The organism is Ornithinimicrobium cavernae (assembly GCF_003121625.1).
Classification (GTDB): Bacteria; Actinomycetota; Actinomycetes; order Actinomycetales; family Dermatophilaceae; genus Ornithinicoccus; species Ornithinicoccus cavernae.
The window spans coordinates 14,689-41,058 of record NZ_QDDJ01000006.1 but is presented as its reverse complement, the minus strand read 5'-3'; the positions used below and the strand labels follow the sequence as shown (position 1 = coordinate 41,058).

General features: G+C 72.7%; 29 protein-coding genes. 8 read left to right on the top strand and 21 right to left on the bottom strand.

Features of this window, described 5'->3' with window-relative positions; translation table 11 throughout:
* Positions 1-85: 85 nt before the first annotated feature.
* The 13 genes from DA085_RS07865 to DA085_RS07805 form a co-directional block, all read right to left on the bottom strand.
* The gene (locus DA085_RS07865) at positions 86-3,499 is read right to left on the bottom strand and encodes a LysM peptidoglycan-binding domain-containing protein (protein ID WP_154402131.1); all 3,414 of its coding nucleotides are present in this window, start codon (positions 3,497-3,499) and stop codon (positions 86-88) included.
* Complete coding sequence (locus tag DA085_RS07860; protein WP_237565380.1) at positions 3,496-3,939, bottom strand: pilus assembly protein; 444 nt, start codon at positions 3,937-3,939, stop codon at positions 3,496-3,498. Before DA085_RS07860 ends, DA085_RS07865 begins: the two co-directional genes overlap by 4 nt.
* Before the next feature lie 2 nt (positions 3,940-3,941).
* Complete coding sequence (locus DA085_RS07855; protein WP_109472413.1) at positions 3,942-4,403, bottom strand: TadE/TadG family type IV pilus assembly protein; 462 nt, start codon at positions 4,401-4,403, stop codon at positions 3,942-3,944.
* Positions 4,400-4,831 carry a TadE/TadG family type IV pilus assembly protein gene (locus DA085_RS07850; protein WP_237565379.1) on the bottom strand — a complete coding sequence of 144 codons (432 nt, stop codon included), beginning with the start codon at positions 4,829-4,831 and terminating at the stop codon, positions 4,400-4,402. Before DA085_RS07850 ends, DA085_RS07855 begins: the two co-directional genes overlap by 4 nt.
* A complete protein-coding gene (locus DA085_RS07845; protein WP_109472411.1) occupies positions 4,831-5,031 on the bottom strand; it encodes a hypothetical protein in 201 nt (66 codons plus the stop codon). Before DA085_RS07845 ends, DA085_RS07850 begins: the two co-directional genes overlap by 1 nt.
* Positions 5,032-5,101: 70 nt before the next feature.
* A complete protein-coding gene (locus tag DA085_RS07840; RefSeq protein WP_109472410.1) occupies positions 5,102-6,013 on the bottom strand; it encodes a type II secretion system F family protein in 912 nt (303 codons plus the stop codon).
* On the bottom strand, positions 6,010-6,867 hold the full coding sequence (locus DA085_RS07835; protein WP_109472409.1) for a type II secretion system F family protein: 858 nt from the start codon (positions 6,865-6,867) through the stop codon (positions 6,010-6,012). The genes DA085_RS07840 and DA085_RS07835 overlap by 4 nt, the downstream gene beginning before the upstream one ends.
* Positions 6,864-8,519: a TadA family conjugal transfer-associated ATPase gene (locus tag DA085_RS07830; protein ID WP_109472408.1), complete on the bottom strand. Its 1,656-nt coding sequence runs from the start codon at positions 8,517-8,519 to the stop codon at positions 6,864-6,866. The genes DA085_RS07835 and DA085_RS07830 overlap by 4 nt, the downstream gene beginning before the upstream one ends.
* Entirely contained in the window at positions 8,516-9,304 is a 789-nt protein-coding gene (locus tag DA085_RS07825) for a CpaE/TadZ family protein (RefSeq protein WP_109472407.1), read from the bottom strand. The genes DA085_RS07830 and DA085_RS07825 overlap by 4 nt, the downstream gene beginning before the upstream one ends.
* Before the next feature lies 1 nt (position 9,305).
* Positions 9,306-10,010: an SAF domain-containing protein gene (locus DA085_RS07820; protein WP_237565378.1), complete on the bottom strand. Its 705-nt coding sequence runs from the start codon at positions 10,008-10,010 to the stop codon at positions 9,306-9,308.
* Positions 10,011-10,059: 49 nt separating this feature from the next.
* Positions 10,060-11,010 carry a hypothetical protein gene (locus tag DA085_RS07815; protein ID WP_109472406.1) on the bottom strand — a complete coding sequence of 317 codons (951 nt, stop codon included), beginning with the start codon at positions 11,008-11,010 and terminating at the stop codon, positions 10,060-10,062.
* A complete protein-coding gene (locus tag DA085_RS07810; protein ID WP_109472405.1) occupies positions 10,998-11,648 on the bottom strand; it encodes a hypothetical protein in 651 nt (216 codons plus the stop codon). The genes DA085_RS07815 and DA085_RS07810 overlap by 13 nt, the downstream gene beginning before the upstream one ends.
* A 213-nt stretch (positions 11,649-11,861) precedes the next feature.
* The gene (locus tag DA085_RS07805; protein ID WP_109472404.1) at positions 11,862-14,291 is read right to left on the bottom strand and encodes an excinuclease ABC subunit UvrA; all 2,430 of its coding nucleotides are present in this window, start codon (positions 14,289-14,291) and stop codon (positions 11,862-11,864) included.
* Between the two features lie 69 nt (positions 14,292-14,360).
* On the opposite strand from DA085_RS07805, the gene deoD reads away from it, so the two are divergent.
* From deoD to DA085_RS07775, 6 genes are all read left to right on the top strand, one after another.
* Positions 14,361-15,077, top strand: coding sequence for a purine-nucleoside phosphorylase (deoD, locus tag DA085_RS07800; protein ID WP_109472403.1), 717 nt, complete (start codon positions 14,361-14,363; stop codon positions 15,075-15,077).
* Entirely contained in the window at positions 15,074-15,619 is a 546-nt protein-coding gene (locus tag DA085_RS07795) for a barstar family protein (RefSeq protein WP_109472402.1), read from the top strand. Before deoD ends, DA085_RS07795 begins: the two co-directional genes overlap by 4 nt.
* 5 nt (positions 15,620-15,624) lie before the next feature.
* Entirely contained in the window at positions 15,625-16,248 is a 624-nt protein-coding gene (locus DA085_RS07790) for a guanyl-specific ribonuclease (protein WP_109472613.1), read from the top strand.
* Between the two features lie 105 nt (positions 16,249-16,353).
* Positions 16,354-16,635 carry a metal-sensitive transcriptional regulator gene (locus DA085_RS07785; RefSeq protein ID WP_109472401.1) on the top strand — a complete coding sequence of 94 codons (282 nt, stop codon included), beginning with the start codon at positions 16,354-16,356 and terminating at the stop codon, positions 16,633-16,635.
* A 28-nt stretch (positions 16,636-16,663) separates the two neighbouring features.
* Positions 16,664-16,897, top strand: coding sequence for a heavy-metal-associated domain-containing protein (locus DA085_RS07780; RefSeq protein WP_109472400.1), 234 nt, complete (start codon positions 16,664-16,666; stop codon positions 16,895-16,897).
* Between the two features lie 67 nt (positions 16,898-16,964).
* Positions 16,965-19,274: a heavy metal translocating P-type ATPase gene (locus DA085_RS07775; protein WP_337189768.1), complete on the top strand. Its 2,310-nt coding sequence runs from the start codon at positions 16,965-16,967 to the stop codon at positions 19,272-19,274.
* Positions 19,275-19,384: 110 nt separating this feature from the next.
* Here the strand turns inward: DA085_RS07775 and DA085_RS07770 are convergent, their stop codons facing one another.
* From DA085_RS07770 to DA085_RS07755, 4 genes are all read right to left on the bottom strand, one after another.
* Entirely contained in the window at positions 19,385-20,065 is a 681-nt protein-coding gene (locus DA085_RS07770; RefSeq protein ID WP_109472399.1) for a hypothetical protein, read from the bottom strand.
* A gap of 190 nt (positions 20,066-20,255) precedes the next feature.
* The gene (locus tag DA085_RS07765) at positions 20,256-20,891 is read right to left on the bottom strand and encodes a VOC family protein (protein WP_109472398.1); all 636 of its coding nucleotides are present in this window, start codon (positions 20,889-20,891) and stop codon (positions 20,256-20,258) included.
* Positions 20,892-21,002: 111 nt separating this feature from the next.
* On the bottom strand, positions 21,003-21,266 hold the full coding sequence (locus DA085_RS07760) for a hypothetical protein (RefSeq protein WP_202619148.1): 264 nt from the start codon (positions 21,264-21,266) through the stop codon (positions 21,003-21,005).
* 211 nt (positions 21,267-21,477) lie between these two features.
* Positions 21,478-22,296 (bottom strand): TrmH family RNA methyltransferase, encoded by an 819-nt coding sequence (locus DA085_RS07755; RefSeq protein WP_109472397.1) that lies wholly within the window; start codon positions 22,294-22,296, stop codon positions 21,478-21,480.
* 96 nt (positions 22,297-22,392) lie between these two features.
* On the opposite strand from DA085_RS07755, the gene DA085_RS07750 reads away from it, so the two are divergent.
* Entirely contained in the window at positions 22,393-23,244 is an 852-nt protein-coding gene (locus DA085_RS07750; RefSeq protein ID WP_109472396.1) for an HAD family hydrolase, read from the top strand.
* Position 23,245: 1 nt separating this feature from the next.
* Complete coding sequence (locus tag DA085_RS07745; protein WP_109472395.1) at positions 23,246-23,581, top strand: ribosomal protein L7/L12; 336 nt, start codon at positions 23,246-23,248, stop codon at positions 23,579-23,581.
* 92 nt (positions 23,582-23,673) lie between these two features.
* Here the strand turns inward: DA085_RS07745 and DA085_RS07740 are convergent, their stop codons facing one another.
* The 4 genes from DA085_RS07740 to DA085_RS07725 all read right to left on the bottom strand — a co-directional run bounded on the left by DA085_RS07740 (position 23,674) and on the right by DA085_RS07725 (position 26,155).
* Entirely contained in the window at positions 23,674-23,946 is a 273-nt protein-coding gene (locus tag DA085_RS07740) for a hypothetical protein (RefSeq protein ID WP_109472394.1), read from the bottom strand.
* Between the two features lie 115 nt (positions 23,947-24,061).
* Entirely contained in the window at positions 24,062-24,655 is a 594-nt protein-coding gene (locus DA085_RS07735; protein ID WP_109472393.1) for a signal peptidase I, read from the bottom strand.
* Positions 24,652-25,590 carry a hypothetical protein gene (locus tag DA085_RS07730; protein WP_109472392.1) on the bottom strand — a complete coding sequence of 313 codons (939 nt, stop codon included), beginning with the start codon at positions 25,588-25,590 and terminating at the stop codon, positions 24,652-24,654. The genes DA085_RS07735 and DA085_RS07730 overlap by 4 nt, the downstream gene beginning before the upstream one ends.
* A 40-nt stretch (positions 25,591-25,630) precedes the next feature.
* Positions 25,631-26,155, bottom strand: a complete 525-nt coding sequence (locus DA085_RS07725) for an alternate-type signal peptide domain-containing protein (protein WP_109472391.1) — start codon at positions 26,153-26,155, stop codon at positions 25,631-25,633.
* Between the last annotated feature and the right edge of the window lie 215 nt (positions 26,156-26,370).

The following is a 26,370-nucleotide window of genomic DNA, read 5'->3' as shown; positions in this document are numbered from 1 at the left end:
CCCGCGGGTCGCCGGCCTCCCCGGACATGAGTAACCCCCACGGGGGAAAGGTCGTGGGGGCTACTCGGTCCGTCGTGGTGCGGCCTCAGCCGGCCTCACGCTGTTGGTCGAGCCAACGGTGTCGCCGCAGGATCTCCTGGGTGCGCTCCGGCAGTTCCCCGGGCACCGAGTCCTCGTCGTCGACCCGGTTGCAGACGTCGCTGCGCAGCAACCGGACCGCCTCGGCGTGGTGGCCCTCGGCCGAGGCCACGGCGGCGAGGTCGAGCGTCGGGATCTCCTCCTCCGGTGCCGCGAGCGCTGCCGTCTCGGCGGCCAGCCGGGCGCTCTGGAACGCGCCCGCCCGGAGGTCGTGCACGGCGACGAGGTGGGCGACGTCGACGACGGCACAGACCATGTGGTGGTCGATGCGGTCGCCCTCGAACAGCCACCCCCACCCGCCCGGACGGAGCTGGGTGAAGGGACGTCCCCTGACGAGGCGCAGAGCTTCCCGCAGGTCGGCGATGCCGTCCGTCCCACCGCGGGCCTCGGCACGGGCACGGAGTCGCTTGAACAGGTCGATGTCGACCAGCACGTCCAGCACCTGGTAGACGTTCACGCCGCGGACCGCGGCCGCGGGCGCCTTGGAGGCGTGCGGCAGGTGCGGCTCGCCCGTCCGCGGGTTGGTCCCGAGCCACTCACGGCACCGACCGATGTAGTCGCGACACTTGCCGGCGTTGATGCCGAACGCCTCGGCCGTCTCCTCGACGGTCGCCCCCTCGGGCCGGAGAGCCAGGTAGGCGAGGAGCTCGGTGAAGTAGGGCTTACGGTCCACGAGCGGCTTGCCGCGCGTCCGGGCACCCACGGCCCCGAGGAGGCGCAGACGAGGGAGCCGACTGTCCTCGTCCCACCAGGCCGCGAGGTCCTCGTCGAGGGTGGGGTCCGCATCGACGACCTGACGGGCCACCTCCGCGGAGACGCGCGGTGCCAGGGCGTCGAGGTCCTCGGCGGTCGTGGCCGCACTCACGAGATAGCTGTCCTCGTCGTCGGGCAGGAGGCTGTGCGTCTCCTCAAGTCCCTCCTCGCCCCCCTCGGGGTGCCGGGCAAGGGTGTGCTCCCGGCGCAGGGCGCCGGCCTCGTCGACCCAGGTGCGCCAGCCCTCGCCGACGTCGTCGACCGGCCTGGCCGGCATCGGGACGTCCTCGAGCGCCTCCCCCTGGGCCAGCAGCTGGGCGCATCCCCTGGCCTCCTGGTCGGTGAGGCCGACGCCGATGAGGTCAAGGCCCGACTGGGGCATCAGCACGCGGCCCTGGTCGGTGGCGACGAGCTGCACGGTGTGCGCCCCCCGGCGCTCGCCCCGGACCACCACGGCGGCGGCGGTGCTGCCGGCGTGGCTGACCAGGAGGTCGCTGAGCTGTTGGTACTCGGGGACGGCGCCCGCCGCCTCGGCGCTGATCATCATCATCCTGGCGGTCCAGGTGTCGTCGCCCTCCTGGCGGGCACGCGCGGTGGGGACATCGAGGTCCTCCCCGAGCCGGTCGATCGTCGCGACGGCCTCGGCGAGCACGTCACCGACGGCCTCCGTGCCGACCGCGCGGAGGCGGGCCGGGTTCATCGGGGTGACCTCCTCGGCCACGCCCACGCAGTCGAGGCGGACTCCTGCTGCCCACGGGTTGACCGCGATCTCGGCCGCCAGGTAGCGGGCCAGGTCGCGCGCGTAGTCGTCGTCCCCGGAGATGGAGACCTCCAGGTCCTCCAGGTTCAGCAGCCACCGGGAACCGTCGTCTCCGGCGCCGATCGAGGCCAGCAACGGGTAGGGCGCCGGCTGGTCCGGGGCGAGCGGTCCGACCTCGTCCCTGGGGGTGTCTGCCGGCAGGGACCAGTGCAGCCCGTCAGCGGTGCCGGTCCACGGCGCCCCGAGGTCTGCCGGCTCGGACAGGTGCAGGGTCAGTTCCCTGCGGCCGACCTGGGCGGCGGCCAGTACAGGCACCGGCGTGCCCAGACGGGAGGACAAGCCGCCCAGGCGCCGGAGCGTCTCGTCCAGGTCCTGCAGGGTGAGCGCCGCAGTGGCACCGACCGTCTGCACCGTCTTCTCGACCGGCGCGAGCTCTGGGTCCGGTCCGGCGATCGAGCGTCCCGGACGCCGGTTGCGGAACTGCCCGCGCCGCCGGGCCGCCAGGACCACGAGCATCCCGCCGCTCAGCAGCGCGCCGCTGCCGGCGAGGCCCGCGAGCATCCAGGAGGGCCCGTCGTCCTCCGGCGTCTCCTCGGCGGGGGCGTCGGACTGGGCGAGCGGGGCGATGGCCCCGGCGACCCCGGCGGCGAGCTCCTCCGGCGTGGGGGTGGCGTCGTCCTCGGCGCCGCTGGCGTGAGCCGCCCCCAGCTCGGCGCCGGTCGTCCCCGCCTGCGCGCCGATCCGGGTGACGTTGTCGAGGTCGACGGGCGCGGTCGTCCCCACCTGGGTGCCGGTGGCCGTCCCCTTCTCGGCCGCCCGCTCCGCCGCCCCCGGGTCGGCCGGTGCCGGGTCACCCTTCTCCGCCCCGCCACCAGTGACTCCCGGGATGCTCAGCTGCCAGCCGGGGTAGATCAGGTCCGGGTCGGTGAGGCGTCGGCCGTCCGGCTGCACCCGGTCCTTGGAGGCCTCGAAGATCTCGGGCCACCGGTTGCCGTCGTCCAGGTGCTGCAGGGCCAGGTCGCTGAGGGTGTCACCCTCCTGAACGACATACGCACCCTGCTCGTCGACCGGTCCGGTGGCCCCCTGCGCCGGCAGGCGCAGCACCATGCCGGGAGTCACCCAGTCGGCACCGTCGGTCAGCACCTCCGGGTTGAGCTCGACGATGGCGGAGAAGTCCCGGCCGGACCCCAGGTGCGCATCGGCGATCGACCAGAGCGTGTCGCCAGGCTGCACGGTGTAGGTCACCGTCTCGGCGGCGGGCGTGCTGTCTGTCGTCTCCGTGGTGCGTGGTCCGGCCGTGTGCTCGGGGGCAGACGTCACCGCCGCGTGACCGGCGGCGCGCGCGTCGGCTGTGAGCCCGACAGCGGGCCCGGTGCCGGGGGCCCCCGCGTGTGGCGCGGGCGAGGCCTCAGCCTGCGCAGCGACCGCCACGGACATGGTGACGGGCGCGACGTCCGCCGGGACCGGGCCACCCGCGGCCATCGCGGCACCGACCGGGGCGCTGATGAAGACCGCCAGGGCGGCACTCACCAGGCCGCGTGCCGTCGACTGGGGCAGCGCGAGGGCCGGGAGCCGGGGAGCCCGCATCCCTCTGAGCTGGGACACCAGCTCGACCAGGATGGAGCCGGCGAGCGCCGCCCAGACCAGCCAGCCGAGCAGCTTCGCGGCACCGAGGACGAGGGTGCCGTCGTCCGGCGTCGTCAGGGCGGTGCGCACCTGGTCCAGGGACGGCACGCCCGAGGGCAGCGGACTGCCCCCCAGCGCGATCAGGAGTGCCGGCAGACCGACGAGGATGCCGACCAGGACCACCAGGGCACCCAGGCCCACGAGTCGTTGACGGAGATTCACTGCTCTACCCCTTCCAAGGAGCGGGTGACACGCGCTTCGGCCTGACCGGTTGCGCTCAGGCCCCCGATCCCGAGCATGCTCAGGAACCGGGTCTCATAGGTGGAGGTCACGGAGACGCTGATGCTGTCTGTCCCGGTGACCGAGGCCGAGCCGGAGACACCGGCTGCGGAGAGGTATGCGTTGGCCGCCGCGGCGGCGCGGTCCGGGTCGGCGACGGTGCCCTGGCCCCGGACGGCGGTGGAGATCTCCAGCTGCTGACCTCCGGCCCGCGCGGCCTGCCGCGCGACGCTGCGGGCCTCCTGCATCGCGTGCAGGTGGCCGGAGACGTCGACCGCGATGCCCATGACGACCAGGACGGTGGTCGCCATGAGGATGACGAAGATCCCCGCGGTGCCGCGGTCGGCGCCGGCGCGGTGCAGCTCCCGGAGTCGTTGTCCCACGGTCACCCCTGACGACTTCGGTAGGTGTCGAGCGGAGACGACATGGTCGCGGTCAGGGTGCGCGTGCCGGGGACTCCGGGGACGGCGAGGTCGCGCATGTCGACCACGCACGTGACGGTGGCGCTGACCGTGCCGGGGGTCCCCGGCGCGCCGGCGAAACCGGCCGTGTCGACGACGACGGTCTGCGTGGAGCAGCGGAGGTCCTGGTTGGTCAGCGAGGTCAGGGCGGCCTCGCGGGCGCTTCCCGAGGCCTCGCCCGGAGAGCGCGCGATGGAGGCGGCACGGGCCGCCTCGGCGGCGGCGGACTGCACACCCTGCTGGGCGATGGACCACCGGCCGGCGAAGACCACCATGAGCACGAAGAGCAGCAGCACGGGGGCCAGGATCACGATCTCGACCGAGAGCGAGCCCCGCTCCGCCCCGGTGGCCCGGCCGCGTCGACCGTGCGTCGTCAGGGCACTCATCCGGTCACCCGCTCCACGGGGACGCTCGCGGACTGGACGATGCCGGGTGTCCATCCGGGTATGACGCTCTGGGCCTCGCCGGTCACGGTCACCGTGGCGGTGGTCGCGTTGCGTGAGCCGGTCGTGGAGGCGCCCAGGAGGACGCCCTCGCCGCCCGCGTCGGCGACGAAGCTCGCGGCCGCCGCTGCACCGGCGGCCGCCGAGGAGCTCTCCGCACCGGCCACCCGGGCTCCCTCCTGCGCGGCGCCGAGGGCGACGCTGCGGGCGTGGAACCACAGGCCGCCCTGCACGGCCAGGAACATGAACAGGAAGAGGAGGGGCAGGAGGATCATCGTCTCCACGCTGACCGACCCCCGCTCCCCGGACCGGGCCCGCGGCATGCGGGACCGCCCGGGGAGCCGGGGTGCGTCAACCTGCCCGGTCGGCATCAGGTCAGGATCTCGAGCTTGCCGGTGGCCCAGGCGGTGATGCCGGCGATGATGAGGGTGGCCAGGGCGAACACACCGACGGCGATGACGACGTACTCGACGCCGATGCCGCCGCGCTCACGCGCGGCCGCGCCCTCCTCGCGGAGGTGCAGCAGGTGCCCGCGGAGGCGGGTGTGGAGGTTGATCGTGGACTTCTTCATGGGTGTCACCTTTCAACGGGTATCTGAGGTCGCCGGACGGTTCGGCTGGTCGGGAGTGGTCTGGTCGTGCCTACCCCCCGAGCAGGCGGAGCATCTGGGGAGTGAGCAGGAGCGCGAGGAAGATCAGCACCATCAGGCTGGTGGGCAGGACCATCCGTTCGCTCACCTTGTTGGCCTCGGCCTTCTGCTCGATGAGCATGGCCGAGCGCATGCTCGCCGCACGAGCGCGCAGCTGGCCGTAGATCTGGGCACCCTCCTCGCCGGAGAGGCGGACGATGTCGGCCAGCTCGTGCAGCTCGACGACGCCGAACTCGTCACCGAGCTGACGCATGGCCTCCCAGGGTGTCGTGCCGGACCAGCGGGTGCGGGCGAGCTCCTCGCTGATCCGCCGGAACACCCAGGAGTCGCCTGCGGTGGCGGCCGCCTCCATCGCCTGGCGCGGGCCCGAGCCGGCCGCACGCTCGAGGGCGACGAGGTCGATGAACGCACCGAGGGCGCGCGAGAACTCCAGCCGCGCCTTGCGTGCGTCGTCGAGGACGTTGTAGTTGGGCAGGAACCAGAGTCCTGCGGCGAGTCCCAGCGAGGCCACCACCGGGACGTAGATCGGGATGCCGGACCACGCGATCATCGGCACGATGGTGAGCATCGGCCCCGAGAGCAGCCCGATGAAGGCGAAGAGCAGCTTCTCGCCGTAGTAGCGGGTGGGGGTGATCCGCAGGATGGCCAGGTCCTCGGACGAGACGGACCCCCAGACACGCGCGGGCAGGACCCGTTCACCGTAGGTGCCGAGCACGTCCCTGACGTCGTCGGACCTGCTGAACTGCCGCGTGCGGTGGGCCTGGGCCGATCGGGCCCCGGCCGGTGAGAGCCGGTTGAGCGTCTCGCCCAGGTCCGGCTCGGCGGGCACCCAGCGCCACAGGAGCACCGTGAGACCCAGGCCGACCAGTGAACCGGCCGCGATGACCAGCTGCAGCCCGGTCACGACGCGGACGCCTTCAGGTGTGACCCGATGAACCTCGGGATCGGCTTGGAGCGGGACATCGCCTTCATCCACAGGAGCGAGCCGACGTAGCCGCTGAGGAGCATCAGCAGCACCACCTGGCCCAGCGGCGTGCTGTAGGGCTCGATGTAGCTGCCGGACAGCGACAGCACGCCCAGCACGGCCAGGGAGATGAAGGTGATGAGGCGGGCGTTGCCCCGGGGCTTGGCACGGTCGGACTCGATCTCCCGGCGCGCCTTGACGTCGTCGGTGACGGACTCGGCGAGCGCCTCCAGCACCTGGGAGAGGCCGGCGCCCCGGCGGCGCGCGCCGAGCAGGAGGTTGGAGGCGATCAGGTCACCGGTCGGGTCGTCCAGGTCGTCGGCGAACGCACGGAGCGCCGACTGGGTGTCCCACCTCGCGCGGAGCCGCCCCACGAGGCGCGAGACCTCGGGGCGGATCGGGTCCGGTGTCGAGCGCAGCGAGGTGATCAGCGCCTGCTCCAGGCCGACACCCGCGGTCAGCACGCCGGCCACCGACCGCACCCACTCGTTCATCGCCTCGAGCCGTGCGAGCTCCTGCTTGGCCGCCGGGGCGGCCAGCAGGAGCGGCAGGCCGGCGACGGCGGCGGGCACCACGACGACCGCGACGATCCAGCCGGTCAGGATCGCGACGAGCACACCGACACCCACGCCCACGAGCAGGAGGGTGCGCGTGCGACTGCCCATCCGGGGCAGCCGACCCGGTCCGCGGCGCGGTGCCGGTGGCCGCGGGAGCCGCGGCACCAACCCGTAGCCGAACGCCAGGAGGCCGCCGACGACGAGGGCACCGGCCAGCGCGGGCACGACCGGGTTCATGTCAGCGCACCGCCCTGCTGCTCCACGAAGCTGCCGAGGTCGAACCCGAAGCGTCCCAGGTCGCGGAACTCCTCGGGGAGCACGGCCGGCCGCGCCTGCTGCACCCCCGGTGGTGCCTTGAAGATGTGGGTCGTGGCGTAGCCCATGTGCTCCTCACCCGGCGTCACGGCGACGATCTCGGACACGAAGCGGTGGACCCATGCGGTGCCGTCCGGGTCCAGGTCGGTCTGTTTGGTGACGTGCACGATGACGTTGATGCCGGCCGCCACCGCACGCACCGCGAAGTCGTGCGTGGCGTGCTCTCCGGCCTCCATCACGCAGGTCACCAGCTTCTCGATCGCCCCGGTCGCGTGCGCGGCGTGGGTGGTCGAGATGGAGCCGGCGCCGGACTGCATCGCCTTGAGCATCGCCATCGCCTCCGGCCCCCGGACCTCGCCGACGATCTGCCGGTTCAGGTTCATCCGGAAGGAGTCGAACAGCGCCTCCTCGAGCGTGAACTCGCCCGCCTTGCGCCCGTCGGGACCGACCTCTCCGGAACCTGGTCGGGCCTCCCACGCGAAGCAGTACGGGTGCCGTTCGGGGAGCTCGTGCAGGTGCAGCTCGTACTCGGTCTCAAAGGTCCCGATGACCTCGTGCCGCGGGATCTCGTTGCACAGGGCCCGCACCACCGTCGTCTTGCCCGCACCCTGGGCGCCGGAGACCACGATGGACCGGCCACTGCGCACGACAGCGCCCAGGAAGGACGCCGCGACCGGGGTGAGCGCCCCGAGCCCGACCATGTCCTCCAGGCTGATCTCGGTCATCCGGTGCCGGCGGATGACGACCTGCGGTCGAGGCGTCACCCAGGCCTGGGCGGCCAACCGGGCGCCTCCGTCCAGCCGGAGGTGGAGCCGCGGGTGCGACGGGGAGAAGGGTCGGGCGTTGACCTCGGACCGGGTGGCGACGAAGGCCAGGAACTCGAGCAGCTCCTCGTCGGAGTCGGCGACGGGTGCCGCCTGCACCTGGCGGCCACCGGTCATCTCCAGCGTGACGCGGTCGTGCCCGAAGATCATCACGTTCTCGACCTCTGGGTCGTCCACCAGCGGCTGGAGGCGTCCCAGCCCGAACACCGCGTCGAAGACGGCGCGCGCCAGCCGGTCCTGCTCCACGGTGCTCCACGCCTCGGTGCCGGCGCGGGCGCGCTCGGTGGACTCGCGGGAGAGCAGGTCGTAGACGATGGCGCGGGCGCGCTCGCGCTGCAGGACGCGGTCCTCGGCGCTGCCGGTGCTCTCCTGGCTCAGCCGGTCGGCGGTCTGCTGACGCAGGATGGCCACCAGCTGCCAGTCGATCTGGTCGCTGGCGCGCCAGTCACCCGCCGAGGTGGTCGTCCCTCCGGTGAAGCCGTGCGGTGCGGCCGAGACCTGCCCGCTGCCGGGGTGCTGGCCGGTGCCGGGGTGCTGGCCGGTCCCGGAGGACTGCGTAGCCCCGGACGGTCGGGTGCTGCCAGGTGTCGTCGACGCGGCGGAGCTGCTCCCCGGGAGGACGAAGGACCCGCGGTTGCGGCCGGGTCGGGTCTCGTCCACCGACGCGGCGCCGCCGAAGAGCGGCAGCGCCGTGGGGTCTGTGCTGGCCCCGCCCTGCTCGGAGAGGAACTGCTCGGTGTCCGTGGTCATGACGCCTCCGGCGTCGCGTCGCCGACCAGGTGCGCGCGGTTGGCCTCCACCGTCCTGGTGATCACGCCGGCAGCCCCCCGCAGCGAACGCACGAGCGGGCTGGTGGACAGCTTGCGCGCCGAGGCACCGGCGGAGAACGCGGCCGCGGCCCGGGGGTCCCAGTCCAGGGCGGCCGTGACCGGCACGCCCAGGACCTTGCTCACCTCGTCGGCGGCGTACGGGTTGCCCGGGCCCACCAGGAGCACGCCGAGGGCGTTGGCGGCCCCCAGCTGCTCGAACTCCGAGCGCAGGGTGGAGACCCAGGAGCGGGCCCCCGACAGGGAGACCAGGTCCGACCGGCAGACCACCAGGGCCAGGTCGGAGCCGTAGAGCAGGGGCATCGCGGAGCCCGACAGCCCGAGCCGGCCCAGGTCGATGATGGTGTCCTGACCTGTCGGGGCGAGATCCTTGAGGGCGGCCAGGAGGTGGTCCCAGAGGCCGGTCAGGCCGTGGGCCTGGTGGTGCGCGCGGGGCCCCGGGATGAGGGAGACCTGCGACTCGGGCAGGGGCATCGTCACCGTCGGGATCGTGCTGCGCAGCCGGCCCTGCTGCTGGGCGACGACGAGCTCCACCAGCGCGTCCGGAGGGACCATCTGCCCCCGCAGGTAGCCCGCCAGGATGGAGGAGCCGCCCGTCGGGTCCGCGTCGAGCAGGATCGTCCGGCGGGCCCAGCTCAGGGCGAGCCCGACAGCGGTGGTGGTCACCCCCGGGGAGCCGGAGGCGGAGGTCAGCGTGATGACGGCCATGTCAGCCCACCTCGCGGCTGTCCAGCACCAGGGCCACGCGACCGGAGGCCGCCCACCGGGCCACCGTGGCCGCGTCCCGTTCGGCCACGAGGACGGACACGACGGTGGTCCCGTTGGCGTCGGCGGCCGTCGTCACGTCGACCACCTCGGCGTCGAAGATGGTGGTCGGCTCCAGCGCAGCCGGGTCGCCCTGGAGACCAGCGGTGCCCACGACGCGCACCGCGTCACCGACCTGCAGGGGCTCACCGGGCATCAGGGCCGGCGCCAGCGCGAGGCCGACGACGGACTGCCCGGCTCCGGGGACGACCTCGGTGGTCACCGACTCCCGCGTCACGAGCGAGCCGGCGCTCATGTCCCGTGCCGCGCGCTGCCCGACGAAGGCGTCCAGCTCTGCCCCCGGCACCACCTGGAGCGCCGGGTCGGGGCTGATCTGGACGGTCATCAGGTCCTCGGCGCCGATGGTGTCACCACGCATGACGGTGTGCCGGACCGCGACGACCTCACTGGACTCGCTCATCGCCAGCCAGGCCCAGGCACCGAGGAGCGCGCCGGTCACGATGAGCGCGAGCCCGCCGAGCACCAGGAGGGGTCGCCGACGGAGCTTCGGTGGTGCGGGCAGCGAGGCCGGAGTGATCTCCTGGTCCGCGGCCTCCTGGCCAGCGGTGCCGCCGCCGCTGGCCTGCTCTGCGGTCTTCTGCTTCGCCATGCTCATCCCTTTCCCCTGGACGCCTGGCCGGTGGTCGGTTCCTGCTCGGTCACGGCGCCTGGTTGAGCACCTGCGCCTCCCCGATCGCGACCGTCGTGCGGCTCTCGACCTGCATCTCGATGGTCCCGCTCTGTCCCATTCCGGCCCAGTTGATCACCCAGTGCGACGTCGCGGTCACGTCATACGTTCCGGTCTCCTGGTAGCGGTGCCCGCAGGTCGGGGAGTCAGAGTCCTGGTAGACGTCCATATAGACGGTGCCGGGGCCCTCACAGGTCACCTCGGTGCCGTCGCCCATGTCCCAGACCACCTTGTCGACGACCGCCGTGGCGGTCACCGTGTAGCCACCGGCGGACGCGGACCGGGTGATCGGGCCCATGTTCTCCTCGATGGGACCGTCCGCCCACATCCAGGTGGGCAGGCCCAGCAGACCGACGCTGCCCGGGGAGTCGTCGGGCACGATCCCGATGTCGATGCCCCGGAGGGACATCTCACTGGTCGCGTCCTCGGCCAGGTCCCGCGGGTCGGGCGGGTTCGCCCACGGCGGGTCCGGGAACCAGCGCCACCCGAAGAGCCCCGGGTCGAGACGCGGGTTGCCCATCCAGATGCCGATCTCGTAGATGGCACCGTCCAGGTGCCCCTCCCACACCGGGTCGGTGTGCGGCGGCTGCGGGTCGAGGAGCCGGGCGTAGTAGTTCATCCCCTGCACCCAGTGCCAGCCGTGGGCCAGCGTGCACGGGACCTCCGTGCCGTGGGCGGTCTCGAAGCAGCGCGGGTCCGGGGGCGGTGGTGGCACAGGGTCCCCGCCGCCGGGTGGCTCGGGGGACGGGTCGGAGGGTGGGTCCGGCGGGGTGATCTTGATGACGCACTTCCCGCTCACCGGGTCCCGGACCTCGCCGGGGGCGCACCGGACGGGCGACGCCTCCGCCGGGGCGACGGCCGCGAGCGGCGCCAGCAGCAGAAAGGCGGCCGCGACCAGCAGGACCAGCCTCAGGGCGCGCACGGTTCGTACTCCATCGGATCCTCCGTCACGAAGAACTGGTCCTGGCTCGTGGCCCCCGACTGCACGGCATACGTGATCCGCTGGAGGTCACCACCCAGGTCACTGCGGTCGGGCTTCTCGCCGTCGAACTCCACGTCGGTGAGGTCAAGACAGACGGTGACGGCATAGCGCTCGCCCTCCACCACCGTCTCCACGGCCTCCACCGTGACCACGGTGTCGCCTCCCTGGACCGACTTCTCATCCCGCTGCGCCTGGATCGTGGAGACGGTCTGGCTGACGGCCTGCCCGCGGGCCACGGAGGCCAGCTCCTGGACCTTGATCTCGGGGTCCTGCGAGAGGCGGTCACGGAGCGCCCAGAAGGACACCACCGCCTCGGCGGCCGCCCGCTGGTCGGCGTCCTCGAGCGCCGGGAGGCTCGGCGCGGCGGCAGTGGCCGCCGCAGCGTCCTCGGTCGCGTCCGCGGCAGGCGGCGCGGTCGTCTCCACGTCGTCGTCCGGGGTGGCAGGGGGAGCGGCCACGGAGGTCTCGGCGGCGCTGTCACCGCTCGTGCTGACCGGGCCGGGGTCGTCCCCGGACCCGCAGCCGGCCACGGTCGCCGCCAGCACCGTCGCGGCCATCACGCTCATGAGCCGTCGCATCGCCCACCTCCTCGTCACCCGAAGGCCCCCGCAAGCTCCCTCAGGGACTCACTCGTTGAGACCGACCCTCTCGGGCTTTGGTTCCTGCCCCGGCGGGAAAAACCCTCTAGCAGCTGAGACAGGAGCGGCGGCACGGGTCCGCCAGCTTGCAATCTAGCCCGGCCCGGACGACAGCATGGTGGCCAATCAGTAAAGATTTGGTCTGCTTAAGCCCTACTGCGCGTACGAGTCTCGCCACCCGCTCACGGGTCCGGCGCTCAGGACGCGACCCCCGTCCTCCCCGGCACCCGGCCCGAGCTCGAGCACCCAGTCGGCGGTGGCCAGGGCCGCGGCGTCGTGCTCCACGACCACCACGGTGTGCCCGGCGTCGACCAGGGCGTGCAGTGTCGCCAGCAGCCGGTGGGCGTCGGCGGGGTGCAGCCCCGAGGTGGGCTCGTCGAGCAGGTACAGCGTCGGCGAGCGCCGTTCCTTCTGCAGCTCGCTGGCCAGCTTGATCCGCTGCGCCTCACCGCCGGACAGCTCGGTGGCCGGCTGACCCAGCGTCAGGTAGCCGAGGCCGAGTGCCTCCAGCGCGGCCAGGGCGCGGTGGACCGGCGGCTCCCCGGCGAAGACCTCGAGGGCCCGGGTCACCGTGAGCCCCAGAACGTCCGCCACCGTCCGCCCCTCCCAGGTGACCTCGAGGGTCTCGGGGTTGTACCGCGCGCCCTCGCAGGTGGGACAGGTCGAGTAGGTGCCCGGGAGGAAGAGCAGCTCGACCGAGACCGCTCCCTCACCCTGGCACGTCGCACACCGTCCCGCCGCCGTGTTGAAGCTGAACCGCCCGGCCGTGAAACCCCGCTCGCGCGCCGCAGGGGTCCTGGCGAACAGCGTGCGCACCCGGTCGAACAGGCCGGTGTAGGTCGCCAGGTTGGAGCGCGGGGTCCGGCCGATCGGCTGCTGGGTGATGCGCACCAGCCGCGTCGGCTGCCCGTCGCCGGTGGCCCGGGCCTCGCCCAGGCCCTCGGTTGCCTCGTCGGGCTCCTCGCTCGCCTCCTCGACCTGCTCCTCCACCCGGGCGAGCCGGCCACCCACGGCCCGGAGTATGCCGTGGAGCAGGCTGGTCTTGCCCGAGCCGGAGACGCCGGTCACCACGGTGAGGGCACCGAGCGGCACCTCCACGGACACCCCGTGCAGGTTGTGGTGCTCGATGCCGGTCACGGCGAGCCGGCCCGAGGGCTCCCGGGGCGCTCCGGTGCGGATCTGCGCCAGGTGGACGGGCTGGTCCAGATAGCGCGCGGTCACCGACTCCGGCACGTCGCGCAGCCCTGCCACCGGACCGGAGTAGAGGACCTCACCCCCGTGCGAGCCGGCGCCGGGTCCGACGTCCACCACCCAGTCGCAGGCCCGCACGATCGCCATGTCGTGCTCGACGACGAGCACTGAGTTGCCGGCCGCGACGAGCCCGCGCAGCACCTCGAGCAGCGGCTCGACGTCCTTGGGGTGCAGCCCGGCCGAGGGTTCGTCGAGGACGTACACCACGCCATACAGTCCGGACCGCAGGGAGGTCGCCAGCCGCAGCCGCTGCAGCTCGCCGGTGGACACCGACGGCGTCGGCCGGGCCAGGTCGAGGTGCCCGAGACCGAGGGTGAGCAGGACGTCCAGGTGGGAGACGAGGTCGGTGAGCAGCAGCCGCTCGGCCGCCTCCGCGGCGCGGCCGCCCTCGTCCGGCAGCTCCTCCAGCCGGCCCCGCAGGACCGGCAGCAGCTCGCCGACCGGACGGTGCTGGGCCTCGTCGATGGCCAGGCCCTGCCAGCTGACCCGCAACGCGTCCGGGTGGAGCCGTCGGCCCTGACAGACGGGGCACGGCGAGCTCTCCACGAACCGGAGCGCCCGGGCACGCTGGGTGGCACTCCTGGTCTCGCTGAGCGTGCGCAGCACATAGCGGGCGGCGCTGGAGTAGGTGCCCTGGTAGGGGCGGTTGATCCGGTCGGCGTCCCGGGTGGGCACGACCGTGACCACCGGCTGCTCGTCGGTGAACAGGATCCAGTCCCGCGTCTGCGCGGGCAGCTCCCGCCACGGCACGTCGATGTCGTGCCCGAGGGTCGCGACGATGTCTCGGTAGTTCTTGCCCAGCCACGCGCCCGGCCAGGCGGCGATCGCGCCCTCGGCAATCGACAGGGAGGGGTCGGGCACCATCGTCGCCTCGGTCGGCCGGTGCACGGTGCCCAGGCCCGAGCACTCCGGGCAGGCACCGACTGCCGTGTTGGGCGAGAAGTGGTCGGAGTCCATCGGCGCCACGTCCGGCGGGTAGACCCCGCACCGCGACCACAGCATCCGCAGGGTGTTCCCGGTCGTGGTGATCGTCCCGACGGTGGACCGCGCGGACGGCGTCGCCCGGCGCTGCTCGATCGCCACCGCCGGCGGCAGCCCCGTCACGTCGCGCACCTGGGGGTCGATCGCGGTGTGGATCAGCCGCCGGGCGAACGGCGCCACCGAGTCGAAGTAGCGGCGCTGCGCCTCGCCGTGGATCGTCCCGAACGCCAGCGACGACTTGCCGGACCCCGAGACACCGGTGACGGCGACCAGCCGGTTGCGCGGGATCGACACCTCGACGTCGCGCAGATTGTGCAGGCGGGCTCCGTGGACGTGGATAGACACCGCCACATCCTCACACCCCGACCACCGGCCGTGGTGGGCGGCAGACCGCGGCCCCACACCGCATACCCTGGGTCGGTGAGCACCCACATCGCCGCCCGGCCCGACCAGGTCGCCCCGCGGATCCTCCTGCCCGGTGACCCCTTGCGGGCGAGGTGGATCGCGGAGACCTTCCTGGAGGGCAGCGAGTGCTACAACGAGGTCCGGGGCATGCTGGGGTTCACCGGCACCTACCGCGGTGAACGGGTGTCGGTCCAGGGCACGGGGATGGGCATGCCGACCGTGTCCATCTATGTCAACGAACTGATCAGCGAGTATGCCGTGCAGCAGCTGGTCCGCGTCGGCAGCTGCGGGGCCCTCACCGAGCGTCTCGGGCTGCGTGACGTCGTGATCGCCCAGGCGGCCGCGACCGACTCGGCGATGAACACCCACCGCTTCCAGGGGCTGCACTATCCCGCCACCGCCGACTTCGGCCTGCTGCGTCACGCCGTCGAGGCCGCGGAGTCCGCGCAGGTCAGACACCTGGTCGGCACCCTCCTCAGCTCGGACAGCTTCTACCACGACAGACCGGACCTCACCGAGCGGCTCGTGGACTTCGGGGTGCTGGCGGTGGAGATGGAGGCGGCTGAGCTGTTCACGCTCGCCGCCAGGCACGACCGCGCCGCCCTGGCCGTCTGCACGGTCTCCGACCACCTCGTCACGGGCACCACCACCACGTCACAGGAGCGGGAGCAGAGCTTCGGCGAGATGGTCACCCTCGCCCTCGACGCGATGCTCGCCACCCCGCTGTCATGAGCGCTCCCACCCGCGTCACCACGGTCCTGCCCGGTCTTCGCGGCCGCGGGGTGGTCCTCGCCGCCCCCGCCGACGTCGACCGGGTCCGCCACGCGCTCACCTCCGCCGGGTTCACCCTTGCCGAGGCCGATCTGACCACGGGCGGGCACCCGGATGTGTCTCCGGTGCGGCCACCCGGGGCGGCCGGGTCGGCCGACCACCTCGACGGCGACCCTCCGGCCACCTCGCTGCGCACGGCCCAGCGCGCCGTCGCCACGGCTCTGCGCCTGCCGGAGACCGCAGGCAGCAACCTCGACGCGCTGGTCGACTCGCTGCGGGACCTGGCCACGTGGTGGCCGCGGTCCGAGCGCATCGTCCTGGTGCTCCACGGGGCGGCGGCGCTGGTGGACAGCGACCTGCCGGGCTGGCACACCCTGACCGAGATCCTGCACGGGGCGAGCGAGGACCTGTGGCGCGGCGGTGCACCGGGCGACCGCCTCTTCGAGACGGTGGCCCTGGTCGAGCGGCACGGGGTGCTGGCGCTCCCGGAGGAGCCCACGTGAGCCGCATGCCGGGCCGGGGTGCACGGGCCCTCGCCGCGACCGCCGCCCTCGCGGTCCTGCTCGGTGGGTGCCAGATCGTCTCCGCCCCGACGCAGGACACGGCGGAGACACCGACCCAGCAGGAGGGAGGCGCACCGGGCGACCTCCTGACCCCCGCCGACGGGGAGACGCCGCACGGTGCGTCCGGGCCGCCGACCTCAGGCGCCGGGACCCCCACACCAGGGACGGGGACCACCCCCTCGACACCCCCCGATGGGTCGTCCTCGCCCGACCCGACCCCCACGGACGAGAGCCGACCCTCCCTGGGAGCACCCGGCATACCCGAGTGTGAGGTGCTCGACCTGCCGGCGACCGCCCTGCCCGTCATCGACGACATCGAGGCCGGCGGTCCCTATGACTATCCGCGCAACGACGGCGTGCGGTTCCAGAACCGCGAGGGGATCCTGCCCGACGAGGACCGGGACTACTATCGCGAGTTCACCGTCGAGACGCCCGGCCTGGACCACCGCGGAGCGCGGCGCATCGTGACCGGCGGCTTCGAGGAGACGGATCCGGACCACTGGTACTTCACCGGTGACCACTACGAGAGCTTCTGCGAGTTCGACCCCGACCTGGCCCCTGAGGGCTGAGCACCGCCTCGGGTCTCCTGCCGGTGACCGCGCGACGTGCCGCGGGCCCTCCCGGAGGTCACACTTGGACCAAATACCCAAGGGGGGTATAATTGGTGCATGGCTGTGAACGGATACGCGGGCACCAAGGAGGACTACCTCAAGCGGCTCGCCCGCATCGAGGGTCAGGTCCGAGGGATCGCCCGGATGGTCGAGAACGACACCTACTGCATCGACGTGCTCACCCAGGTGAGTGCGGCCACCAAGGCTCTCCAGGCGGTCAGCCTCGGCCTGCTGGAGGACCACATCTCGCACTGCGTCATCGACGCGGCGCGGGAGTCGGACGAGGCGGCGGCCGTGAAGGTCACCGAGGCCTCGGCCGCCATCGCGCGTCTCGTGCGCAGCTGACCCACACCCTCACCCACAGGAGCACGACATGAACGCACCCGCCCAGGACCAGACCTACAAGATCGTCGTCACCGGCATGACCTGCGGCCACTGCGCCAGCAGCGTCACCGAGGAGCTGCAGGAGGTGTCCGGCGTCACCGACGTCCGTGTCGAGCTCAACAGCGGCGGCGCCTCCGAGGTCTTCGTCAGCAGCGAGGGGCCGCTGGACATCGCGGCGGCAGAGGCCGCCGTCGCGGAGGCGGGCTACACCGTCGTCCGCTGACCCTCCGGCGACCCGCACCGCAGCACCTGCCCGACCCCGCCGGACCACCGGCACCCTGAGGAGAACCGTGTCCGCTCCCACGCACCAGCCCACCGAGAGCATCGACCTGGCCATCACCGGCATGACCTGCGCCTCGTGCTCGGCGCGCATCGAGCGCAAGCTCAACAAGCTCGAGGGGGTGGAGGCCGCGGTCAACCTCGCCACCGAGAAGGCCCGGGTGCAGTATGCCGCGCCGTTGACCGTCGCCGACATCGTGAAGACGGTCCAGTCGGCCGGCTACGGCGCGGCACCCCTGGGGTCGGTCCCGACCGCCGCCCCGGCGACCCTCGAGCGCCCCGGGAGCCCTGCGGGCTCCGAGCCGCTCACGGGCCCCGAAGGGTCCGCGGGCCCGGTGCGGCAGTCCGGTGACCACGACGAGCACCGCGCGCCGGAGCCGGCGCCCGAGGACCACCTGGCCCACGATGTGGCACCGGCCGACTCACTGCGCCGCCGGGCGATCGTGGCGTCCGCGCTGGGTGCGCTCGTGGTCCTCATCGCGATGGTGATGCCGGTCAGGGACGCGCTCGGCGGCGCAGGACCGTGGCTCGAGCTGGTGCTGACCATCCCGATCTACACGTGGGCGGCCTGGCCGTTCCACCGGGCCGCGGCCATCAACGCCCGGCACCTGTCCTCCACGATGGACACGCTGGTCTCGATCGGCATCACCGCTGCCTTCGGCTGGTCGGTCGTGGCCGTGCTGACCGGGTTCAGTGACCACCTGTACTTCGAGGTGGTGGGGGCGGTCACGGCGTTCCTGCTGATCGGCCGCTACATCGAGGCCCGGGCCAAGGCCCAGGGGCGGTCGGCCCTGCACTCGCTCCTGGAGCTCGGCGCCAAGGACGTCGCGGTGCTGCGCACCGACGGTGCCGGCGCGTGGCGGGAGCACCGGATTCCGGTCGAGCAGCTCTCCATCGGCGCCAACTTCGTGGTCCGCCCTGGCGAGAAGATCGCCACCGACGGCACGGTCCTCGAGGGCGACAGCGCCGTGGACACCTCCATGGTCACCGGCGAGTCGATGCCCGTGGAGGTCTCGGAGGGGCACGAGGTGGTCGGTGGCACCATCAACGGTCACGGCCGACTGATCGTGCGAGCCACCCGGGTCGGCGCGGAGACCACCCTGGCCCGGATCACCAAGCTCGTCGAGGACGCCCAGATGGGCAAGGCCCCCGTGCAGCGGCTGGCGGACCGGGTGTCCGCCGTGTTCGTCCCGGCCGTCCTGGTCATCGCTGCGGTGACCCTGTTGCTGTGGCTGGTCACCGGACACGGCGTGACGGAGGCTCTTGAGCCGGCCGTGGCGGTCCTCATCATCGCCTGCCCCTGCGCGCTGGGGCTGGCCACACCCACCGCACTGCTGACCGGCACCGGCCGGGGCGCACAGCTGGGCATCCTCATCAAGGGCCCGCAGATCCTGGAGAGCACCCGCACCATCGACACCGTCGTGCTGGACAAGACCGGCACCGTCACCACGGGTGAGCCGGTGCTCGGCGACATCGTGAGCACGTTCCGGGAGGACGCCGTGCTCAAGGCCGCGGCCGCCGTCGAGCAGGGCAGCGAGCACCCGATCGCGCGAGCGATCGTGAGCGCCGCCGAGGACCGCGGGATCGACCTGCCCCGGGTCCGCAGCTTCACCAACCTTCCCGGGCAGGGCGCCGAGGGCTCGGTCAACGGGATGACGGTGCGGGTCGGCAAGCCGGACCTCTTCGAGGAGGTCCCCGCCCACCTGCAGGCCGCACTGGATGCCGGCACGGGCACGACCGTCCTGGTCGGCTGGGAGGGCACGGCCCACGGCGCCCTCACCGTCGCCGACGCCGTCCGGCCCACGAGTGCCGCGGCGGTGAGCCGTCTGCGCGAGCTCGGCCTCACGCCATACCTGCTCACCGGTGACAACGAGCACACCGCCGCCGCCGTCGCCCAGCAGGTGGGGATCGACCACGTGCAGGCCAACGTGCTCCCCCAGGACAAGCACGCCCGGATCACCGCGCTCCAGCGGGAGGGCCGCGTCGTCGCCATGGTCGGCGACGGCGTGAACGACGCGGCGGCCCTCGCCCAGGCCGACCTCGGCATGGCGATGGGCTCGGGCACCGACGTCGCGATGGAGTCGGCCGACATCGTGCTGATGCGCGCCGACGTCGACACCGTGGCGGAGGCGATCGGCCTGTCGCGCCAGACGCTGCGAGTCATCAAGCAGAACCTGGTGTGGGCGTTCGGCTACAACACGGCGGCCATCCCGCTGGCCGCGTTCGGACTGCTCAACCCGATGATCGCCGGCGGTGCCATGGCGCTGTCCAGCGTGCTGGTGGTCCTCAACAGCCTGCGGCTGCGCGGCTACGGGCGCTGAGCCCCGCCGGTCGGGCCTGAACGTGGCGCCTGCCAGCGACGGGTGACTGAGTCGTGGGGTGACTCACTCACCCGTCTGCGCGCAGACGGTGCCCGCGGTGGCCAGGTCACTCAACGGGCGACCCCGCGCCGGCGGGACGGGGGCACCGCGCCGATCAGCCCGGCCACGCCGAGGGCCGAGCTCGCCAGCCCGGCCCGGGTGAAGACCGTCTCCTCGGGCACGCCGTCACCCTGCCGACGCGAGTTGATCTCGATCCCGGTGACCGCGACCGTCGCACTGACCTCGCACGCCTCGACCGACGCAGGGGCCGCCGGTGCCTCCTCGACCGACCCAGGGTCGGCCGATGTCGCCTCAGCCGACGCAGGGTCGGCCGGCGCAGCGCACACCTCGTGGAGACGCTCGGCGAACCGGTCGTCGATCGCTCCCCGGGCCCAGCGGCCCAGCGGCGAGCCGACCTCCTCGGCATACCGCAGCAGGTCGTAGCCGTAGTCGTGCTGCCGACAAGCCGGCTCGAAGCCGGCGGGGAGCGGCACGGGGGACGAGCAGCTGCCGTCGGCCCGCACCAGCTGCCCGTCCTCGAGGACGGGTTGGTAGCCACGGACCTGCGCAAAGTCCTCCGGCACCGCGGCCAGCGCCTCCGCTGCCGTGCCGGAGGTCAGTGCCCGGACCGCTGCAGCGGCCGGCGTCTCCTCCTGACCGGCCTCGGCACCGGTGGTGACCAGGGTCAGACCACCGGCGGCAGCGAGAGCCGCGAGACCGAGCACGAACGAGGAGGAGCGTCGAGAGACCATGTCCCCGACGCTAGAAATCAGCTGTCCCGCAACGGATCGCCTCAAGGTCGCGTTCTCGCCACACCGCCGGGAGGCAGACCGGGGCGCCGTCGCAACCAACGGGTGAGCCGCAGCTCACCCGCTGGTATGACGTCTGTTCCCTGGGGTCTGACCACGTGCCGGGAGCAGTGCTCCCGACGGCCCCGCACGCTCAGATGGTGACCGGGCCGTCGGCACACTGGAAGGTGACGGACTCCAGCTCTGGGCGCTCGTGCTGCTCAAAGGTGAAGTCCACCTCCTGCTCCCAGTCGCCGCGCTCGGCGATGCCGAGCCACTCCCGGATCCGCGCGGGGTCACCGGAGATGTGGAGCCCGGTGAGCTTGACCGGGGAGTGGTCGAGGCGCGACGGGTGGTGCTCCATGGAGGCCCACTGGACAAAGAACGGCAGCTGGGGATCAGCGATCAGACCGCGGATCCCGATCTGGCGCCAGTGCAGCTCGACTCCCTCGGGCGTGTGGCGCTGTCCCTCGACGGCCCGCCGTCCGAGGCGCTCCTCGACCCCGCCCAGATCGTCCACCGCGATGACCCACGCCATCCAGCCGCCACCGAGCTCGGACCGGGCACGGACTGCCTGGCCGAACGGGGCCTTGTCGGATGCGGGGTGGTCGAGCACCTCGACGACCTCGAGGTAACGGTCGCCGGCCAGGGGGAGGATGACGTTCCGGGTCCCGAACCGCGGGTGCACACCACCGTCGCGCGGCGTGATGCCGAGTTTCTGACCGAGCTCCTCTGCCGTCGCCTGCAGCCCCGCCGGACTCGCCGCGTAACTCACGTGATCGATCCGCATTGCGTCATCGTGGCACACCGGTTTGGTCAACTGTTAACCAGGCCCGGTGGCCGTGCCCGGGACCGCCGTGCTACCGGTGGCCCGGGCGACGAGCCACCGGCAGCGCAGTGGCTACTTCTCCCGCAGGATCTCCAGCCGGGCGCGGTACTCCTGGGCGTCGATGGAACCGTCGGCCAGGCGCTCGGCCAGCCGCTGCTCACCTGCCCGGCGGCCCGCGGTCCGGTCGCGACGCCTGCGGCCGGTCCAGATCAGGACCGCCACGAGCGCGAACGCCGCCAGCCAGAAGAGCGGGAACAGGAAGAACGGAAAGGGTGGTCCGTCCCACCGGTCGCCGGTGCCGGCAGCGAGGGTGGCGAGGTCGGTCAGGGTGTTCATGGTCTCCTCCGAGGGTCGGGAACTGTCGTTCCTCCACCGTGCTCGGATCGGGCCGCCGACGCGTCCGCCACCGGGAGGCTCCTAGCTACGTCAGGCTGCGTAGACGGGCGAGAGGAGTGCCGAGAGGGCGGGCCCCCTACAGGTGGGTGGCGCGGCTACGGTGCGTGGCGCGGCTACGGGTGGGTGGCGCGGCTACGGGTGGGTGGCGCGGCTACGGGTGCGTGGCACTGCGGCGCTGGCGCACCGCCTCGTAGGTGATGATCGCCGCCGACGTCGACACGTTGAGGGAGTTCGCGCGCCCCACCATCGGGATCCGCACCCGGTGCGTGGCCGCTGCCAGCACGCGCTCGGTCAGGCCGGTCTTCTCCGCGCCCACGGCCACCGCGACCGGTCCGGTGTAGTCCAGGTCGGTGTACTCCACCTCCGTGTCCGGTGTCGCGGCCACCAGCGCGATCCCGTGGTCCGCAAGCCACCCGAGGGCACGGTCGGTCGTGTCGCTCACGACCGGGACCGAGAACACGGTGCCCTTGCTGGCGCGCACCAGGTTGGGGTTGCCCCAGTCGGTGACCGGGTCCGCGGCGAGCACGGCGTCCACCCCGGCGGCGTCCGCGGTGCGCAGCATCGCGCCGAGGTTGCCCGGCTTCTCCACCGCCTCACAGAACAGCATGAGCGCGTTCTGCGGGACGTCCAGGTCGGCGCAGCTGCGGGTGACGGTGTCCACCACGGCGAGGAAGCCGTCGGGCCCCTCCCGATAGGCGACCTTCTCGAAGGCGGCGCGCCCCAGCCGGACGACCTCAGACCCCCGGGAGCGCACCGTGTCGACGACGCGGGCCTGAGCCAGCGGGTCGTGCATCAGCTCGGGGCAGTAGAAGACCACGCGGGGGACCACCCCGGCCTCCAGCGCCAGCTCCAGCTCCTCGTAGCCCTCGATGAGGGTCCGCCCCTCGGACTCACGGACGCGTCGGCGGCGGAGGCCGGCCAGGGCCTTGAGTCGGGGGTTTGCCGGCGAGGTGATCAGCAGCTCTTCCATCGCGGGCCAGCATTCCAGACCACCGGGCACCCCAGCCAGCCGACTCCAGCGAGCCCCCCGGCCCTGAGGCCCGGACGGGCCGGTAGCGTGAGGCGCGTGAGCCAACAGGTCCCAGCCGAGCAGCTCCTCATCGCGCTCGACGTCGACGGCACGATCCTGCACCACGACGGTCACCTCTCACGGCGGGTGGCCGACGCGATCGGCGCCCTCCGCGACGCCGGTGCCCACATCGTCATTGCCACCGGCCGCTCGGCCGTGGCCACGATGCCGATCATCGAGGAGCTCGGGCTGGTCCGGGAGGGCGGGATCGCGGTCTGCTCGAACGGTGCCATCACCCTGGCCCTGGACCCGGAGTATGACGAGGGGTACCGCGTGACGGAAGCCGTCACCTTCGACCCGCGGCCGGCTGTGGAGCTGCTCCGCGAGGCGCGTCCCGACGCCCTCGTGGCGGTCGAGGAGGTGGGCGTGGGGTTCAAGCTGAGCGCGCCCTTCCCCGACGGCGAGCTCCAGGGTGACCTGCGCATCGTGGACCACGAGGAGCTGGTCTCCTCCCCTGCCACCCGCGTGACCTTCCGGGACCCGAACGGCTCCGCCGAGAGCTTCTCGGAGCTGGTCGACCGGATCGGCCTGCACGGCGTGAACTACGCGGTCGGCTTCACGGCGTGGCTCGACCTGGCGCCGGAGGGCGTCTCCAAGGGCAGTGCGCTGGAGCAGGTCCGCCGGCAGCTGCACATCGAGCCGTCGTGCACCATCGCTGTCGGCGACCAGCGCAACGACCTGGAGATGCTCGGCTGGGCGGCCCGAGGAGTGGCCATGGGGCAGGCCCCGCCGGAGGTGATCGCCGTGGCAGACGAGACGACGGCGCCCGTCGAGGAGGACGGCCTGGCGGTCCTCCTCGAGCAGGTTGCCTCCGACCTGCTGTCCCTGGCGGCCACGCGAGAGGGCTGACATGGCGCTGTTCGGCAACCCCGAGATCGACCGGCTGACCGCGCGCGTCAGCGAGCTCGAGACCAAGCTTGACCGGCTGACCCGACAGGTGGACGCCCTCCGGGACCGGGTGCAGCAGGACCCCTCCGCCCCGGGTGCGTCGGCCCAGGCAGGACCGGGCGAGCCCCCTCCTCCTGCGTCGCAGCACGCTGCGGAGATCCCGAGCGAGGTCCGGGCCGACCTCGAGCGGGTCCGGGCGCTCAAGCGGGAGGGCAAGGTGATCCCCGCGATCAAGCTGGTGCGGGAGCTCACCGGCCTCGGACTGGCTGACGCCAAGCGGGTCGTCGACCAGCTCTGAGGCCTGTCACGCCCAAGGTCGTCGACCAGCTCTGAGGTCCATCGCGCCCGAGATCGTCGCCCAGCCGTCAGGCGGAGCTGCCCCTCGGTGCCTCAGGCGGCGGGGACGTCGCCCCTGGACCTGCGCCCGATCCGGCCGAGGCGCCCCGTCCGCAGGCGCAGGACCCGCGGCTGGCTCAGCTTGACGGTCCCGGGCCACGGGGGGACGAAGGCGGGCGCCTTGCCAGAGCCCTCGCAGGAGGGGCCGCCGACGGGGCGGACGTTGTGCGGAGCCAGGGTGCCCATGGCGGACACGTCCACGCCGCGACCACAGCGCGGGCAGACGGTGGGAGAGGTGCGGGGCGAGATCGCGAAGTGGCCGGTCATGCGTGCAGCATCCATTTCAGGAAAAGAGGGGTGGGGGGTGGTGACGACGTGCGGACCCCGCCGGTTCATCAGCCAACGCCATTCTATGGCTTTGTCAACAATGAACGGCCCCGGATTATGCCCGCTCGCTGTCATCTTCATCACGTTGCCCTGACCCGTCCTCAGCAGGTTGCCCGGAGCCGGCCGACGGGCGCCGCCGGACGGCACGCACGACCTGACCACCCGCATACAGGAACAGCACCCCGGCGACCACGATCACGCCCAGCCGCTTCTGCTCCACGTTCAGCAGCTGGGACACGTGTCCGACGCCGGGCACGTGATAGCGCACCCGGCCACGGATCTGGGTGGCACCGACCGGCTCGCGGTCGTCCGCGCCGTTGGCATCGCCCCGGGTGGTGAAGACCGTGCTGCCGTCGGACCGCCCTCCCTCACCGACGACGCGGTGCGTGACCAGGTGGGGATCGTCCGTGCGGGGCAGGAAGGTGATGACGTCACCGATCTGGATCCGGTCCAGGTCGGCCTCACCGTCGATCCGCTCGACGACGACCATGCTCCCTGCGGGGATCGCCGGCTCCATCGAGCCGGTGAGCACGGTCAGGGGCACCCAGCCGGTGAGCCGGGGGACGAGCACCATCACCACGAGCAGCCCGGCGACGCCGACCAGGGCGACCCAGGCAACGACCGCGGACAGCCGTCGCAGGTGCCTCACGACACCGCCTGCACTCCCGTGCACGAGGCACTGACGACGACGCCGAGCAGGCCGAGCACGGTGCGGACGTCCACCTGGAAGGTGCCGATGTGGGGCCGGCCGGGGTCGGCTGAGGGATAGCCGACGATGCGGAACGTGTCGGGCTGGAGGAGACCGAGGACCACCTCGGCACCCAGCGTCGTCGAGCGCTCGCTGCCCGCCAAGGACCGCACCTCGTCCCACCGTTGTGCCCGGGCGTCCCACCGCTGCAGCCCCCAGTGGTGCACAGCGGGCGAGGCCTGGCCCGGAGCGTGTCCGCTCGAGTCGGGCCACGCCCAGGAAAGCGTCGCGGGCCCGAGCCGTGAGCTCCGGCAGACCGCCTCCACGGTGAGGGCGTCGCCGGGGTGCGTGGGCCGCGGGAACTCGAGCGCATGACGGGTCGTGACCGCGTCCCGGGCATCCCAGGAAGGCGCTGTGGCCGCCCGCTGGGTCACGGTGCTCGTGATCTCGACCGTCGCACCGGCGTGGGCACGCAGCAGCTCACCGCCCGACTGTGCCGGCGTCGTCCGCAGGCACAGCTCCGTGAAGGCGCCGGCGGCCAGCGGCTCCTCACCCACCGGCCGGCCGGACGCACAGGTGGCATAGCCGGTCGTCAACCGGGCCGCCAGCCCGCTGTCCCATCCGACGGGGGCGACTCCCGCCTCGACCGAGAGCAGGCCGTCCAGGCGGGCGGAGGTGTTGTGCACGCCGAGCGTGGTGGTGTCCGCCAGGTCCGCCACGCCATCGTCGGCAGTGACGTCAACTGATATCCCGTCGTTGGTGACCACTCCGAGCGGCACCGACCGTGAGTCGGTCCAGGCCGCCTGGGTGACGCCGGCGGGGGCCGTCACGGCGACGGCCACCAGGCAGAGCAGCGCCAGCACCGGCGTGAGGCCGCGTCGCACCCAGGTCCTCATCTGCTGCTCACCTCCTCAGGACTGTCGGTCGGGCCCGGGCTCACATCGTGGAGGCGACCTGCTGCAGCGTGAGGGTGAGGTCGTCCAGGGCCAGCACCTGCTGCTGGCTCTCGTTGCCGGAGGAGGCGGGCAGGGTGACGCTCACCGTGAGGGGGATCGCGACGCCATTGTCCCCGGCGTCGACGACGGTCAGACCGTCGGGCAGGGACGCGACGACCTCCCAGTGGGTCGCCGGCTGCTGCGGCAGCGCACCCTGCAGGGTGGCCCTCAGGTTGTCCCCCACGATGGTCGGGGTGACCTCGGTGACGAAGGTGATGGAGTCGCCGGGAACCATCCGGTATGCCGCGAGGTCACCGATGGGCGCGCCGGCGGCGGTCTCCCAGTGCCCGGCAGCCACGTCCAGGGCCAGGTGGCCGTCCGTGACCGTGCCGGTAGTCGTGCTGTCCTCGGCGCTCCAGAGGGCGAAGGTGCCGCCGGCACCGGCCAGCAGGACGACGCCGAGGCCGGCTGCGACAAGGGCCTTGGTGGCCGAGCGGGTTGAGGAGGGGGAAGAGGTCGTGCGCATGGCAGGGCTCCGTTCGTCGAGATCCCGCGGGCAGCGGGTGGGTGGTTTCGGCGATGCCTGCGGTCCCCCCGCGGTTCATCGACCTAGCGGCCTACTTTACCATTCTTTGACCTTATGCGGAGAAAATCGTGAGGTGGGTCGGTCGCCCCCTGCGCGACCGACCCACCGTGTGGTGGCTCCGACCCCCGCCGGACCCACCCTGACCCGGGCACCCC

Coding starts and splice junctions, on each gene's coding strand:
- DA085_RS07820 (WP_237565378.1), bottom strand. CDS start 10,010: ATGGCGAAGCAGAAGACCGCAGAGCAGGCCAGCGGCGGCGGCACCGCT.
- DA085_RS07810 (WP_109472405.1), bottom strand. CDS start 11,648: ATGCGACGGCTCATGAGCGTGATGGCCGCGACGGTGCTGGCGGCGACC.
- DA085_RS07770 (WP_109472399.1), bottom strand. CDS start 20,065: ATGGTCTCTCGACGCTCCTCCTCGTTCGTGCTCGGTCTCGCGGCTCTC.
- DA085_RS07830 (WP_109472408.1), bottom strand. CDS start 8,519: ATGACCACGGACACCGAGCAGTTCCTCTCCGAGCAGGGCGGGGCCAGC.
- DA085_RS07855 (WP_109472413.1), bottom strand. CDS start 4,403: ATGAGTGCCCTGACGACGCACGGTCGACGCGGCCGGGCCACCGGGGCG.
- DA085_RS07730 (WP_109472392.1), bottom strand. CDS start 25,590: ATGAGGACCTGGGTGCGACGCGGCCTCACGCCGGTGCTGGCGCTGCTC.
- DA085_RS07790 (WP_109472613.1), top strand. CDS start 15,625: ATGCCGGGCCGGGGTGCACGGGCCCTCGCCGCGACCGCCGCCCTCGCG.
- DA085_RS07765 (WP_109472398.1), bottom strand. CDS start 20,891: ATGCGGATCGATCACGTGAGTTACGCGGCGAGTCCGGCGGGGCTGCAG.
- DA085_RS07780 (WP_109472400.1), top strand. CDS start 16,664: ATGAACGCACCCGCCCAGGACCAGACCTACAAGATCGTCGTCACCGGC.
- DA085_RS07760 (WP_202619148.1), bottom strand. CDS start 21,266: ATGAACACCCTGACCGACCTCGCCACCCTCGCTGCCGGCACCGGCGAC.
- DA085_RS07850 (WP_237565379.1), bottom strand. CDS start 4,831: ATGCCGACCGGGCAGGTTGACGCACCCCGGCTCCCCGGGCGGTCCCGC.
- DA085_RS07755 (WP_109472397.1), bottom strand. CDS start 22,296: ATGGAAGAGCTGCTGATCACCTCGCCGGCAAACCCCCGACTCAAGGCC.
- DA085_RS07725 (WP_109472391.1), bottom strand. CDS start 26,155: ATGCGCACGACCTCTTCCCCCTCCTCAACCCGCTCGGCCACCAAGGCC.
- DA085_RS07740 (WP_109472394.1), bottom strand. CDS start 23,946: ATGACCGGCCACTTCGCGATCTCGCCCCGCACCTCTCCCACCGTCTGC.
- DA085_RS07845 (WP_109472411.1), bottom strand. CDS start 5,031: ATGAAGAAGTCCACGATCAACCTCCACACCCGCCTCCGCGGGCACCTG.
- DA085_RS07835 (WP_109472409.1), bottom strand. CDS start 6,867: ATGAACCCGGTCGTGCCCGCGCTGGCCGGTGCCCTCGTCGTCGGCGGC.
- DA085_RS07795 (WP_109472402.1), top strand. CDS start 15,074: ATGAGCGCTCCCACCCGCGTCACCACGGTCCTGCCCGGTCTTCGCGGC.
- DA085_RS07745 (WP_109472395.1), top strand. CDS start 23,246: ATGGCGCTGTTCGGCAACCCCGAGATCGACCGGCTGACCGCGCGCGTC.
- DA085_RS07825 (WP_109472407.1), bottom strand. CDS start 9,304: ATGGCCGTCATCACGCTGACCTCCGCCTCCGGCTCCCCGGGGGTGACC.